Below are 14,639 nucleotides of genomic sequence, written 5' to 3'. Positions count from 1 at the left end.
GGTCGATAGGCTACAGATGTAAAGGCAGTAATGTCAAAGTCGAGTAGTACTAATTACCCGAAAGCTTACTTTTATTAAAAAAATGCAACGACTGTTTATTTTATCTCACAATATGGAAAAAGGCTAAAACCTTGCAAGATTTATGGAGCCGATAGGACGGGTGTTCACCTCTTCCCATCTCGAACAGAGAAGTTAAGCCCCGCACCGCTGATGATACTGGGATCAAACCCGGGAAAGTAAGTAAGCTCCAAGTTATTATTACACAAGCCCGCTAGATTCTAGTGGGCTTTTTTTTGCTAAATGAAGAATGTAAAATGAAGAATGTAGAATTAGTGGTTAGTTATTAGGACATAAATTGAAGCCAATTCCATTTATAATTTATCATTCATCATTTGCCATTTATTCGTGTAGCATTGTTGGCATAAACCATTTCACGGTCTTTCTTTTTTTTATAAAATAAGAAACAGAAAAAACGGAAGTAATACGGTTAATCCAAAACGAATTCCGCATGCGCGGAACCGATGCTCACTCCGCATACGGCTTTAATCTTTGACGCCAACGCACGCAGCCTATGCGCATGGTCAAATATTCGCCTTCCGCTTCGCTCATGCTACGTTCCAATTTTTCGTTTGGATTAACCGTTCAATGTAAAATGAAGAATGTAAAATTTTTGATAGAAAACTTGTCGTGCAGCCCTGCGAAAGGTGATGAAAGAAGCGGTAGACGAGGTTTTGACCTCAGCATCAGCATGGGCGATGCGCGTCGGAGTCAAAAGTATAGGCGATAGCGGAGTGAATCACGGTTCCGCAAAGCGGAATTCGCCTTGGCTGAACGACAAAGAAAGAAGTTTTTTTGTTTCTTTTTTTCAAAAAAAGAAAGGCCTTGGTAAGTTTGATTCAGTAAAAAGAATTGTTAAATAAATTCACATAATTACATTTCCTAGTTAAAAATCTCATTGGTCTTTCTTTTTTTTTATAAAAAAAGAAACAAAAAAAACAGATGAAATACGGTTAATCCAAAACGAATTCCGCATGCGCGGAACCGATGTTCACTCCGCATACGGCTTTAATCTTTGACGCCAACGCACGCGGCCTATGCACATGGTCAAATATCCGCCTGCCGCTTCGCTCATGCTACGTTCCAATTTTTCGTTTGGATTAACCGTTCAATGTAAAATGAAGAATGTAAAATTTTTGATAGGAAACTCCGTCGTGCAGCCCTGCGAAAGGTGATGAAAGAAGCGGTAGTATTAGTTAGTATGGTTTCTTTTTTATTGTTTAGGATGTAGAATGATATTGTTTGCGAATAATGTTGGCTGAGGTTCTCGAAGCCAACATTTGACATGGGATTGAAAATTTCGATTATCTCTCATTCGACATGCCCCTTCGGTTAACCTCTCCATGTAGAATGTAAAATGAAGAATGTAGAAATATTGGTTAGTTATAAGGGTTTAGTTATCTAGATAAAGAATTGAGCTAAAATCCATTTATAATTTATACTTCATCATTTATAATTTCGTACCTTCTTTTCTCTTCTTAATTTAGGATAATAGCTTACCGATAAATTTAAATGCTTCAGGTGGCATTCTTATTATATTTAATACATTTGGGGCATGAAGCTTTTTTGGTTTATTTTATTTTTCTTCCTAGTTCCAGGTTTCATCAAGGCCAACCAATTCGCCTATTTTCTGAGTAGTAAGGACCATCATGCTTATCGAATTGATTTAGTAAAGAATGAAATAGCCCGACTGGATTCTAATTCTAATTGGGCCTTTTTCAATAGCCTAAAAACGGATTCTACTTATCATCCAGATTTTATGAAGACTGCCGAGTTTACTGTCTTGCAGAAAACTAATTCCAACATTATTTACATCTTTCAAGAATGCACCAATCAAATATATGTGGTTGATTTAACTAATTTTAAATTGATGCGTAAAGATGAAACTTATTATAGAGGTGATAATTGCTTTGCATATCGTTTTTTCAGAGGAGACAAAATGTATTCTTTAGGAGGTTATGGTTTTTGGAGAACCAATAATCATTTGATTTATTTTGATACAAAGACCAAAGAGTGGGAATCAGTAAATGCTGAAGGACAAGCTCCATCAGGAATGTACCATGGTTTTGTTTCTTATTTTCCTGAAAAAGATGTCATCATTTCTTTTTCAAATTATTCTACTGATGTGAGTACTAATTATGGAAAACTTCAGTTAGATCAAACTATTTATCAGTTTTCTTTCTTTACAAAAACTTGGACGAAATTAGGTAAAATTACCCACTCAGTTATTAGACAAATTTTAGAAGACTATAGCTATCATGATAGACGTCATTTATTCTATACCGGTAAATATTTTGTCTTTGAAACATCTTCCAATAGAAATGGAATTCATACATATTATTTTATTAATCCACGTACTTTAGAAGTTTTGGAATATAAAGATCTAGAACTTAAATATGCGCGCATTGCCTTAGGGGCCTCTCAACCTCAAAATCCTAGTATTTTTATACATGGGCCTTGGTTATTAAACGTTTTACAAAATCCAAATCCAGAATCTCCTGATAGTTTTCTTTACATCAATTTCGATGATCTGGCAGCCAATGCCACCTTCATTGGTTTTTTGACTGATTTACCATGGTATCAAAGTGATTGGTTTTTTGCTTCCGTTTTAATCACATTGGTTTCTTTACTCATTCTTTTGATGAGGAAGATAAAACCTAATAGCTCCCATAAAGAAGCGCTTAAGCCGCATATTCAAGAGGTTAAATGGGATATTGATCCAACTTCATTACGACTTTTACAAGCTATCCTTACTAATCAAAATACAGATGGAGCAACTATTGATGAGGTTAATCGGATTTTGGATATTGAGAATGTCGCATTTGATTCCCAGCGCTATCGAAGAAGTTCCATGATTAATCAAGTAAATCAAACACTAGCTCTGCTTACAGGGGAAAAGAATAGTATTATTCGAGTGAATTCAGAGGAAGACCGAAGGCAAAAGCGTTATAAAATTAATCCTAATTGCCTTACGTTACTTCAAAGTAAATTGAACAATTAAGGTCGATTGCATAGATTACAAATTCCTTGAATCAATAAATTACTTTCTTTTTTTGTGAAATTTTCAGGTAAACTGATGCTTGGAATATGAACCAATTCCAAACAAGTAGTTTGTCCACATTGGTCACATTTAAAATGCACGTGATCGTGCTGATGAGGGTGCCCTCCTTGATGACAAAGTTCCTTACATAAGGCATATTTGATTCCGCCTATGTCATCTAGGACTTTATGTATTAAACCTTGACTTAAGAATGTTTTGAGCGTACGATATACGGTAACACGGTCAAATTTACTACTCAATTCCTGCTCAATATCACCTTGACTTAAGGCATATTCATGTGATTGCAATAAACCCAATACCTCCATTCTACAGGGTGTAGGTCTAAGGTCAAAATCAGATAAACTAAGTGCTTTGTGCCCCATTCTCTTAGAGATGATCAGACTGCAATTTGACCATTTTTTGATAAATTCCATCGTTTAGGCTCATCAATTCCTCATGATTACCCGTTTCAACAATCTGACCTTCTTGCATGACAATGATTTTGTCGGCCGATCGGATGGTCGATAGACGGTGAGCGATGATTAAACTGGTACGATTTTTCATTAATTCCTCTAATGCCGATTGAACCCATTTTTCCGACTCCGAATCTAAAGCACTTGTCGCTTCATCCAACAACAAAAACTTGGGGTTTTTTAAAATAGCTCTCGCAATGGCAATGCGCTGTCTTTGTCCGCCTGATAATTTTACACCTCTTTCCCCAACCAAGGTTTCCCACTTTTCAGGAAATGATTCAATGAATTGTTTGGCAAAGGCTAATTCAGCAGCTTTTTCTATTTCTTCCATCGTTGCACCCGGTTTACCATATGCAATGTTCTCACGGATACTTCCTCCAAACAGTAAAACTTCTTGAGGTACTAAAGCCACTAATTTTCTCCAATCACCCACATCGAACGATTGTATATCCTGATTTACCAATTCAATTTTCCCCGAATTCGGTTCATAAAAGCGCATGAACAACTGGGCTAATGTTGACTTACCTGTACCAGAACTACCTACTATGGCTACTTTCTCACCAGGTTCAATGGAGAAGTTGATACCTTTTAATATTGGGACATTCGGCCTGCCAGGATAAGTAAAATGTAAATCTTTGACTTCAATTCTTCCAAATGGAATTTCAATTTCTGATTCCTTTTCCATGTTTATTTCAGATGGATCATCTAAAATTTCTAAAATCCTTTCAGAAGCTCCAATAGTCTTTTGTAACTGAGCATAAATGTCGCCTAGTCCACCTACCGAACCCCCAATAAAAGCAGTATAAAAGATAAAAGTCAGTAGCTCAGCCAGAATTAAATCACCTGATGAAACTAATTGTGCTCCATACCAAACCACTCCAACGATTCCACCAAAAAGAGCGAAGATGATAAAGCTGACAAAACCTCCTCGAAAAGTCGCCGCCTTTAACGCTTGATCCACCACTAAATTTAAGGATTGTGTATAGCGATTAACCTCCCATTTTTCATTGGTAAAAGATTTGACTGCCTGAATGGATTGGAAAGTTTCTTCCACAATGATGTTGGTGGATGCCAATTCATCTTGAGATTTTTTAGAAACTTTGCGAATAAATCGTCCAAAAACTAAGGCCGCAATGACTAAAACAGGAAATGTGGCTAACATAAACAAGGTTAGTTTCCAGGATATGTAGGTAATTAAGGCAATTCCACCTACTAGAGTGAAGATTTGTCTAAAGAATTCCGCCAAGGTAATGGAAAGTACATCTTGCAATTGGGTGATATCGGAGGTAATTCGACTCATCATTTCTCCTACTCGGCGTTTTTCAAATTGGAAAATAGGGAGAGTAATGATCTTGGAATAGAGATGTTGACGAACGTCCCTCATCGCTTTTTCGGATACCTGAGCAAAGGTATAAATCCTGAAAAAGGATAAAATGGCCTGTATTACTAAGATTGAAAAAAAGAAGATGGTTACTTGATTGATGGTAAAATGCGATTTCCCTTCCATTACTTTGGTCATTTCGCCAATTAATAATGGGAAACTCAAGGTGGTTAAATTCGAAAAAAACAAAAAGAACATTCCTGCAATGAATGTCCATTTATACGGCAAAATAAATTTGTAAATACGTAATGCTTTGCGAATTCCTTCTTTATTAACTTTTTTGGCATCTTTAGGGTCAGCTCCTTCTCCAAATTTCTCGTGTCTCTTTGCCATATGATTATTCTTTCGCTTTACCTCTATATCCTGAGGCCTGGAATAGTTGATTGGCATTTGGTTTTGCCATGATAGAAGCCAAACTTTCTTTTGGATGATTTGTTTGATAAGCATCAACGATTCTCCATCCTAACCATCGACCTATAGAACCCGGACATGCGGGACCTATTTCAATCGTTTTGGGTCTTTCCCCCAAATATTTGGCTTTGGTGAATTCATCCTGTTTGTACAACAAAGATTGATCAATAAAATGTTCCCAAATTTCTTGTTGGAACATGTCTGATTCCGCTAATTCTGTTTGAGTGTATCCAAATAATAAGCTATCCGCTAAAGCAGGGGCCATTTTTTTAGCAAATGCATAGCTTTTCCCATACCAAATCATATCGCTTAGCATAGTCGCATTTTCTGCATCATGTTGGTTGAAATAGCCCGCATACAATAATAAAATTTGACCGACTATTGCTCTAGGTTCTAAGCGCCTTAATTGGTAGTCATATACATTCTGAGGGAGATACAGACCCTTTTTTCCCATGAAATAATCTAATCCGATGATGATTAGGGTATCGCTTACAACAAGATGTTGGGTTTTGAAATTTCCTACAGCTCCAAATCCAGTAAATACTGTTCTGATTTTAGGTATTTTAGCTTGAGGGAATTCATTCTTTATTTCTTGGAATGCAGCTTGTAACTCATTCTCCAATATTTTTCCACCAAAAAAAGCTTGTTGCTGACTTTGTTCATAAAATTTCTTAAGTGCAGGATTTTGGAAAAGTGCAAAGAAATTTTTCGCTAGCTCAACAGAGCGATTTGTTCCAACAGAAAAATAAGCCTGTAAGACCTCAGGATGCTTGCGAAGAATACTGTCGATTTGTTTTTCAGTCGTACTATTCGCAATAGTCTGATCTAAACGCTGTATATCCAATTGAATGGTTGGCGCATTAGCCTTGGTTTCCTTTTTGTCTTCCGCATTACCGCAAGACCCAAAGAAAAAAGGGGCAATGATCAAGCCTAAAAATCCAACATAGCGCTGAACGTTTTTCATCTAGTTTAAACGGGCTAATAACTCTTTCAAGGATTTGATTTTGTTTTCAGCATCAGAAAGCTTTTGTCTTTCTCTTTCTACCAAATCCGCTTTGGCATGTTGAACGAATTTTTCATTGGCTAATTTTGCCTCAACGGATTTTTTAAACCCTTCCAAGTAAACCAATTCCTTTTCCGTCTCTTCTTTTAACACAGTTGGATCCTCGTCATTGGCTAATGGAACAAAAAACTGATCGGATTTTACGACAAAAGTTTGTGCCTCTGAAATAGATTCTTGAATGAAAGAAACCGAATCTAAATTGGCCAATTTAATTAAGATCGCATTAATGGCATCATATGCACTAGACTGATCCGTTTTGATACATAAACTAAGCGCTATTTTAGGAGAAATCTGCTTGGTATTTCTAATCTCTCGGATTTTTGTAACAATCTCAAACATGGCATCAAACTGGGAAATAATCGAAGCTTGAACGGGCTTTGCTTTCGGGAATTCAGCTTTGCAAATACTGATTCCTTCTTTTCTTTCTTCCATATTCTGCCAAATTTCTTCGGTAATAAAGGGCATATATGGATGTAATAATCGCATCAATTGATCAAATAAACCTAAGGCTTTGGCCAAAGTCTCAGATGCAATTGGGCTTTGGTATGGAGGTTTGATAATCTCCAAATATTTGGCACAATAATCATCCCACACCAAATTATAGATACTTAATAAAGCATCCGAAATACGGAATTTTTGGAAATGATCCTGTACATCTAGGATTGTTTGAGATAATTTAGATTCAAACCATTCCGTCGCTAACACATGTTCTGGTAAAGATTTACCTGATTGAACTTCTAATCCCTTCAATAAACGGAATGCATTCCAGATTTTATTGGAAAAATTTCTCCCTTGTTCGCATAATTTATCATCAAACAACAAATCATTACCAGCTGGTGCAGAAAACAATAATCCCGAACGGACACCATCCGCTCCAAATTTTTCGATTAATTCCAATGGATCAGGTGAATTTCCCAAGGACTTAGACATTTTTCTGCCTTGCTTGTCGCGGACAATACCCGTTAAATACACATTTCTAAAAGGTAATTCGCCTCTCCATTCATATCCTGCCATAATCATACGGGCTACCCAAAAGAATAAAATATCAGGTCCCGTTACTAAGTCGTTGGTTGGATAGTAGTAATTGATTTCTTCATTATCCGGGTTTTCGATACCATCAAACACGGAGATTGGCCACAACCACGAGGAGAACCAAGTATCCAATACATCAGGATCTTGCGTTAAATCATCTTCTACTAAGGCAAATAATTGGTATGTATCTCGAGCGATGCGCAACGCTTCTTTCTTATCTTTCGCCACAATCAGCGTTCCATCTTGTAAGTAAAATGCAGGGATTTGTTGGCCCCACCATAATTGGCGAGAAATACACCAATCGTGTACATTTTCCATCCAAGAACGGTAGGTATTTTTGAATTTGGCTGGATGCAATTGGATGTTGTCATTCATGACATTTTCCAAAGCAGGTTTCGCCATTTCCTCCATTTTCAAAAACCATTGCAATGAAAGCTTAGGTTCAATAACGGCTCCTGTACGTTCAGAAGTACCAATAGTCGATTTATATTCTTCGGTTTGAATTAAATATCCTTCTTCCGTTAATTGTTTGACAATTCGTTTTCTGGCTTCAAAACGATCCACGCCTACAAATAGCACGGCTTTTTCATTCAAAGCACCATTGTCGTCAATGATATCAATTACCGGTAATTTATGTTTAATACCTAGTTCATAGTCATTTAAATCATGGGCTGGAGTTACTTTAAGACAACCTGTTCCAAAGTCGGTACTGACATATTCGTCAGGAATAATGCTGATTTCACGATTGATCAATGGAATAAAGACCTTTTTGCCATGCAAGGAAAGATAGCGTTCATCCGTTGGATTAACACAGATGGCAGCATCGGCCATGATGGTCTCAGGGCGCGTAGTGGCAATGGTAACATGTCCAGAACCATCAACTAGAGGGTATTGGATATGGTATAATTTGGCTTGAACATCCTTGTAAATAACTTCTTCATCTGACAAAGCCGTTTTACCTTGTGGGTCCCAATTGACCATTCTAACACCTCGGTAAATTAATCCTTTGTTGTACAAACGAACAAAAGTATCAATTACAGCCTCATATAATGAAGGCTCCATCGTGAATCGGGTACGATCCCAATCACACGAAGCACCTAATTTTTTTAATTGATCTAAGATAATTCCGCCATACTTTTCTTTCCAGTCAAAAGCATATGTTAGAAATTCTTCCCGACTAATATCCTTTTTTTCGATGCCTTTTTCTTTCAACATCGCAACTACTTTTGCTTCGGTAGCAATGGAAGCATGGTCTGTCCCAGGTACCCAACATGCTTCTTTTCCTTCCATACGTGCTTTTCTAATCAACACGTCTTGGATGGTATTATTTAACATATGCCCCATGTGCAAAACACCCGTCACATTGGGAGGAGGGATGACGATGGTATAGGCTTCTTTATTGGGATCTGGTTTGGAAGCAAATAGCTTATTTTCCATCCAATAGGCATACCATTTTTGCTCTATTTCTTGGGGGGCGTAATTTTTGTCAATCATAAAGGAAGATTCTTGCCGTATTCTAGGAACGGTTTATTATAGCCTACAAAGATAATTGATTTAGCTCAAAGAGGAAGGTGGAATTTTAAAACAATTCGACGTAATTTCGGTTGAAATTGAAAACAGAAATCATGGAAATAGGATTGTGGCTAGGTACTTTTTTGCTGATGGAAGGAATGGCCTGGTTTACCCATAAATACATCATGCACGGTATCATGTGGAATTGGCATGAGTCACATCATGTACATCACAAACATGTATTGGAAAAAAATGATTTGTTTTCGGTGGTGTTTGGAGTTTTGTCGACCCTAACCATCATCATAGGTGCTGAAATAGAAGCTTACAGGCCCTTATTGTGGATAGGTTTGGGTATAGCAACCTATGGTTTGTGCTATTTTATCTTTCATGATATCATCGTCCATCGACGAATCAAAATCAAGTTTAAAACAAAGAATAGTTATTTGAAGCGCTTGATTAAAGCCCACTACGTTCACCATGAAGTGCATGAAAAAGAGGGCGCAGAAGCTTTCGGTTTCTTGTACGCCCCCAAAAAATATGAATAGGTTTATTTAACGAAACCTACGCCAACCGTTGAGTTAGAAAACTCGTCTACCAATATAAAAGCTCCATTGGAAGGATTTTCTGCATAGACATCCGCCATGATGGGCTGTGCTGTACGCAATTGTATTCCTCCAATTTCATTGAGTTTTAGAGAGTCTACATCTTGGCTAGATGTTTGCGCTACCACATCCAATCGCTCTGTTATTTGAGAGATTTTGGCTTTAGTCAAATTTACTCCATGCTGTAATAAATATGTTTTTCCTGGACTTAAAGCTTGGTGATCTAACCAGCAAATTTGGGCAGTAAAATCTTTTAATTGGGGTGCTTGCGTATCTGAAGCTAATACCAAAGAATTTCCACGAGAAATATCCACGTCTGTTGTTAATGTAATCACGACCGAATCTCCAGCGACAGCACGCTCTAATTGCTCCCCAAATTTTTCAATAGAAGATATAGTGCTTTCTTGGCCAGTGGGTAAAGCTTTGATGACATCCCCAACTTGAAATGTACCTGAACTGATTTTTCCGGCATAGCCACGGTAGTCATGGTATTCCTCTGTTTTTGGGCGAATAACCCATTGAACAGGAAAACGAGCGGGAGCATGAGCTAGGCTTTCGGCATATTCAAATGCTTCTAATTCACCCAATAAGGTATTTCCTTGATACCAAGGCATCTTATCCGCAGCTTGGGTGATGTTCTGTCCAAACAGGGAAGAAATAGGCAAAAAGCTGATTTCTTGTCCTTCAAAAGTGGTTTGAGCGACCAATGAACCTAAACTATCTTTGATGGCTTCAAATTTAGCTTCGTCATATTGAACCAAATCCATTTTATTCACACAAACAATGACTTTGGGAATGCGGAGTAATGCCGCAATAGATAAATGCCTAGCTGTTTGTTCTACGACACCTTGGCGAGCATCCACCAAAATCAATGATACTTTGGCATTGGAAGCCCCAGTAACCATGTTACGGGTATATTCCACGTGACCGGGTGTATCTGCAATGATGTATTTACGTGTGGGAGTGGAGAAATAAATATGTGCCACATCGATGGTGATGCCTTGTTCTCTTTCCGCGATTAAACCATCTGTTAAAAGAGAAAGATCTAAAAAATCTAAACCTTTTCTTTTGGAAGCACTTTCTAATGCTTCAATTTTATCTTTAGTAATTGAATTGGTTTCATATAATAATCGACCAATTAAAGTACTTTTTCCGTCGTCTACAGATCCTGCAGTAGCTATACGTAAAATATCCATATTCCTTTCTCTCTCCTGTTAAAAATATCCCTGTTGCTTTCTTTTTTCCATGGCGGCTTCCGAGCGCTTATCGTCGATACGAGCGCCACGTTCTGAAATTTCCGCTGATAAAATCTCTTCAATGATGATGTCAATTTCAACCGCATCAGATTCTACCGCAGCTGTACATGTCATATCACCCACGGTTCTAAAACGTACGGTGGCTTCAAATGGAATTTCATCGGCTTCTTTATTCAGGTAGGCTGAATCTGCCCAAAGCATACCATCACGTTCAATAACTTGGCGTTGGTGCGAGAAATAAATGCTTGGGATTTCCATTTTTTCTTCCTTGATGTAATTCCAAACGTCTAGTTCTGTCCAATTGGAAATAGGGAAAACACGCACATTTTCACCCACGGCAATACGGCCGTTCAACATATCAAATAACTCAGGTCTTTGTCTTTTGGCATCCCATTGACCGAAATCGTCACGAACAGAAAAGATGCGTTCTTTTGCTCTGGCTTTTTCTTCATCTCTTCTAGCTCCGCCGATACAAGCATCGAATTTGAATTCTTCGATGGTATCTAATAATGTTACGGTTTGAAGGACATTGCGAGAGGCATATTTACCCGTTTCTTCTTTGGCTTTTCCTTGGTCGATGGAATCCTGAACATAACGTACGATCAATTCTGCTCCAGTTTCTTTGGCTAGCCAATCTCTAAATTCAATGGTTTCAGGGAAGTTGTGCCCTGTATCAATATGTACCAAAGGGAAAGGGATTTTTCCAGGGAAAAATGCTTTTTGAGCTAATCTAACTAGAGTAATAGAATCTTTACCTCCAGAAAACAGTAAAGCTGGGCGCTCAAATTGAGCGGCAACTTCACGCATGATATAAATAGATTCATCTTCCAGTTTTCTTGGAAACTGTCCTATTTTGTCTTTAATGGTTGAATTTGTCATAAAATGGCTAATAAATTAGGCGTGTAAACCACATTCTTTTTGAGAGTTTTCCCACCACCATCTGCCTGCCCTAGGGTGTTCACCCTCTGCGATGGCACGGGTACATGGTGCGCAACCGATGGAGATAAAACCTTTTTTATGCAAGGGGTTTTGGGGTATTTTATGGTGTACTAAATATTGATTTAATTCATCCAATGTCCAATCAATTAATGGGTTGATTTTGAATAATTGTCTTTGTTCATCCCATTCTACAATGGGCATATTGGCTCTATTTTCAGATTGCTCAGCTCGTAAACCTGTTATCCAAACCTTTGCTCCTTGCAAAGCTCGGGATAAAGGTTCCATTTTGCGAATAAAACAACATTCTTTTCTGTTTTCTACTGAATTATAAAAGGAGTTGAAGCCCTTTTCTTTCACTAGTTTTTCCACCGATTCTGATTTTGGGAAAAAAGTATCAATCGTAATTTGATACTTTCGAGTAGTTAAATCCATTAATTCATAGGATTCTTGAAACTGACGGCCGGTATCTAAGGTGAATATGTGTATAGCTAAAGATTGACTAGCTATGGCGTATAAAATGGCTTGATCCTCTTGCCCAAAAGAAGTAGAAAATACTATTTTCTCAAGGGGGAATAGTTGAGTCAATACACGCAATCGTTCTTCTAGAGATAGATTTGCTAAGGTTTTTTCAAGGGTTGAAATATCCATGCTCTTAAAATTTTCACAAAAATACACAATGTCTATTGAATTACTATACTTGACATTAAAAAGATTTGCATGATGTGTGCGAAGGCAATAAATCTTTTGTAAATTCATCACGATAAATAAGGTAGAATGCATCAAGGCTCTGAGATTTGGTGGAATGAGGGAATGGAGGAAGATAAATCCCCCTTTTTGGACTTGAAGGCTATAAAAAACTTGGTTAAGCAGGGCGAGGGTTTGCGCTTGGAGTTTAAAATGAAAGTGAAATTCCCAGAAAAGATTATCAAAGAAATGGTAGCTTTTGCGAATACGGATGGAGGAACACTTTTAATAGGTGTCAGTGATGAGGGGCAAGTTCAAGGAGTGAAATTTGTGGATGAAGAACAATTTCTATTGGATCGGGCTATTGAAAAGTATTGTTTCCCTGTGTTTTCCTACACTAATTATCGCGTGGAAATAGATTCTCAAAGGGCAATTCTTGTTTATCACATATTTCCCAGTATCGACAAGCCTCACTTAGTACAAGTAGCAGATGAATCTCAGCCCAAGTGTTATGTGCGCATCAAAGATCGTACGGTACAAGCGAGCAAGGAGATGAAACAAATACTTAGAAGAGAAAATGAGGAAGGCATTCAATTTAGTTTTGGGCCGGCTGAAAAATGGTTGATGGAGTATTTGCATGAAAATCAACAGATTACATTAGCTTTGTTTGCAGAGAAGCAATCCTTACCACTTTGGCTAGCTTCACGGAAATTAGTTCTATTGGTTTTGGCGCGTGTTTTACGCATTTTGCCAGGCGAAGTATACGATATTTATACCTTAAGATGAAAAACTGTTATTGGGCAATATTTGCTTTAAGCCTGCTTTTTTCTGCTTGCACGAAGCAAGCTGTAGAGCCTGAAAATTCCACCAATCCAGCTAGTTCAGTTACCTCCTCGTTTGATTTAATCCAGGATCGAATATTGACTCCTTCTTGTGCTACTGCAGGTTGCCATCTAGCTACCACCGATGCTTCCTTTGCCCAACATGGCTTAGTACTTGCTAAATCATCCTCTTACGCTCAACTGGTAGGAGTCGCTGCTAAAAACTCCAATGCCGTCCTCAATAAAATCTTACGAGTTACCAAATATCAATCCACGCAAAGTTTATTGTATCATAAATTGAATTGGGATGTTGCCCATCATTCCAGCATAGATTATGGTGTGCCCATGCCTTTAGGAGGCAAGCCACTGTCAGTTGGACAATTGAAATTTATCCAAAATTGGATTGAAGCTGGAGCTCCTGAAAAGGGAGAAGTAGCCGATGCCAAACTATTGGATGATACCACACCTAGTTATGCGGCAAGCTCAGATTTTAGTCCATTATCTGAACCATCCGCCGAAGGAAAAGAGGGAATTCAATTGAAAGTCGAGAAGTTTTCTGTCGCACCTAATTTTGAACGTGAGTTATTTGTTCGCAAGCCTTTAAATAATTCAGCTCCCGTCTATGTTTCCCGCATTAAGTTAAAGTCAAGGCCCAATAGCCACCACATGGTTCTGTATGATTTCGAAAATAAACAAACATTGCCTAACTTAAATGAGGTGAGGGATTTGCGTAATAGTGATAATAGCATCAACGTGTTTACCTTTTTGCAAATGCAAAATCACCTTTTCTTGGGGGGCGGCACAGATCCTAATTCAGATTATACTTTTCCTGAAGGAACGGCATTATTGCTTCCTGCCAACAGCTCTATTGATTTAAATCCTCATTATTTTAATAAAACCAACGAGGTGATCTTTGGAGAAAACTATGTCAATCTATATACCGTTAAGGCTGATCAAGTGAAAAAGGTAGTGCAAATGATCAATTTTAATAACACCAATCTAACGATACCTGCCAATCAAAAGACCGTCATATCCAAAGATTTCACCTTTGATAAGGCTGTAGCCATCGTGTCTTTAACTTCCCATACCCATCAGTGGGGTAAATTATTCCAAATTAAAATTAAAGGAGGAGCCCGTAATGGTGAGGTAATTTATGAAAGTACGGATTGGGCACATCCGAAGGTTATTAATTTTCCCCAAGTGATTGAGCTAAAAGCAGGAGAAGGATTAACTTCGGTGGTTACTTATGAAAATAATACGAATCGCATCATTCGCTTTGGTTTAACTTCCGAAGATGAGATGGACATTATATTTGGATATTACTACGCACTTTAAGACAGAGAACTACATACATATTCACTCACATGC

At 37.9% G+C, this 14,639-nt stretch carries 12 protein-coding genes and 1 rRNA gene; 6 read left to right on the top strand and 7 right to left on the bottom strand.

All coding sequences use genetic code 11. The features are described 5' to 3' along the window. Window positions 1-141 precede the first annotated feature (141 nt). The 3 genes from rrf (at window position 142) to G9H65_RS06715 (ending at window position 3,058) form a co-directional block, all read left to right on the top strand. Window positions 142-253, top strand: a 5S ribosomal RNA gene (gene rrf, locus G9H65_RS06725). A gap of 454 nt (window positions 254-707) precedes the next feature. Next, window positions 708-920 carry a hypothetical protein gene (locus tag G9H65_RS06720; protein WP_166374577.1) on the top strand — a complete coding sequence of 71 codons (213 nt, stop codon included), beginning with the start codon at window positions 708-710 and terminating at the stop codon, window positions 918-920. Between the two features lie 692 nt (window positions 921-1,612). Then, entirely contained in the window at window positions 1,613-3,058 is a 1,446-nt protein-coding gene (locus tag G9H65_RS06715; protein WP_166374576.1) for a Kelch repeat-containing protein, read from the top strand. Here G9H65_RS06715 and G9H65_RS06710 read toward each other — a convergent pair. The 4 genes from G9H65_RS06710 to G9H65_RS06695 are packed head-to-tail and all read right to left on the bottom strand — an operon-like array spanning window position 3,055 to window position 8,951. Further along, window positions 3,055-3,480, bottom strand: a complete 426-nt coding sequence (locus tag G9H65_RS06710) for a Fur family transcriptional regulator (RefSeq protein ID WP_166374575.1) — start codon at window positions 3,478-3,480, stop codon at window positions 3,055-3,057. The genes G9H65_RS06715 and G9H65_RS06710 overlap by 4 nt on opposite strands. A gap of 4 nt (window positions 3,481-3,484) precedes the next feature. After that, the gene (locus G9H65_RS06705) at window positions 3,485-5,284 is read right to left on the bottom strand and encodes an ABC transporter ATP-binding protein (RefSeq protein ID WP_166374574.1); all 1,800 of its coding nucleotides are present in this window, start codon (window positions 5,282-5,284) and stop codon (window positions 3,485-3,487) included. 4 nt (window positions 5,285-5,288) lie between these two features. After that, a complete protein-coding gene (locus G9H65_RS06700) occupies window positions 5,289-6,326 on the bottom strand; it encodes a gliding motility protein GldB-related protein (protein ID WP_166374573.1) in 1,038 nt (345 codons plus the stop codon). Further along, window positions 6,327-8,951, bottom strand: a complete 2,625-nt coding sequence (locus tag G9H65_RS06695; protein ID WP_166374572.1) for a valine--tRNA ligase — start codon at window positions 8,949-8,951, stop codon at window positions 6,327-6,329. Window positions 8,952-9,082: 131 nt separating this feature from the next. Between G9H65_RS06695 and G9H65_RS06690 the strand changes: the two genes are divergently transcribed. Then, entirely contained in the window at window positions 9,083-9,514 is a 432-nt protein-coding gene (locus G9H65_RS06690) for a sterol desaturase family protein (protein ID WP_262887528.1), read from the top strand. A 2-nt stretch (window positions 9,515-9,516) separates the two neighbouring features. Here G9H65_RS06690 and G9H65_RS06685 read toward each other — a convergent pair whose 3' ends face one another. Genes G9H65_RS06685 through G9H65_RS06675 form a run of 3 tightly spaced genes read right to left on the bottom strand, consistent with a single transcriptional unit; the run spans window position 9,517 to window position 12,414 of the window. Beyond that, window positions 9,517-10,767 carry a sulfate adenylyltransferase subunit 1 gene (locus tag G9H65_RS06685; protein WP_166374571.1) on the bottom strand — a complete coding sequence of 417 codons (1,251 nt, stop codon included), beginning with the start codon at window positions 10,765-10,767 and terminating at the stop codon, window positions 9,517-9,519. An 18-nt stretch (window positions 10,768-10,785) separates the two neighbouring features. Then, entirely contained in the window at window positions 10,786-11,706 is a 921-nt protein-coding gene (cysD, locus tag G9H65_RS06680) for a sulfate adenylyltransferase subunit CysD (protein ID WP_166374570.1), read from the bottom strand. Window positions 11,707-11,721: 15 nt separating this feature from the next. Beyond that, entirely contained in the window at window positions 11,722-12,414 is a 693-nt protein-coding gene (locus G9H65_RS06675; protein ID WP_166374569.1) for a phosphoadenylyl-sulfate reductase, read from the bottom strand. A gap of 126 nt (window positions 12,415-12,540) precedes the next feature. Here G9H65_RS06675 and G9H65_RS06670 point away from each other — a divergent pair, with 126 nt between their 5' ends. Both G9H65_RS06670 and G9H65_RS06665 read left to right on the top strand, forming a co-directional pair. Next, window positions 12,541-13,236: an AlbA family DNA-binding domain-containing protein gene (locus G9H65_RS06670; protein ID WP_235927474.1), complete on the top strand. Its 696-nt coding sequence runs from the start codon at window positions 12,541-12,543 to the stop codon at window positions 13,234-13,236. Continuing rightward, window positions 13,233-14,606, top strand: coding sequence for a monooxygenase (locus G9H65_RS06665; protein WP_166374568.1), 1,374 nt, complete (start codon window positions 13,233-13,235; stop codon window positions 14,604-14,606). Before G9H65_RS06670 ends, G9H65_RS06665 begins: the two co-directional genes overlap by 4 nt. Window positions 14,607-14,639 lie beyond the last annotated feature (33 nt).

Source organism: Aquirufa ecclesiirivi (assembly GCF_011250515.1).
GTDB lineage: Bacteria > Bacteroidota > Bacteroidia > Cytophagales > Spirosomataceae > Aquirufa > Aquirufa ecclesiirivi.
Note: the sequence above shows the minus strand (reverse complement) of the source record. Positions and strands in the feature narration are given on the sequence as shown.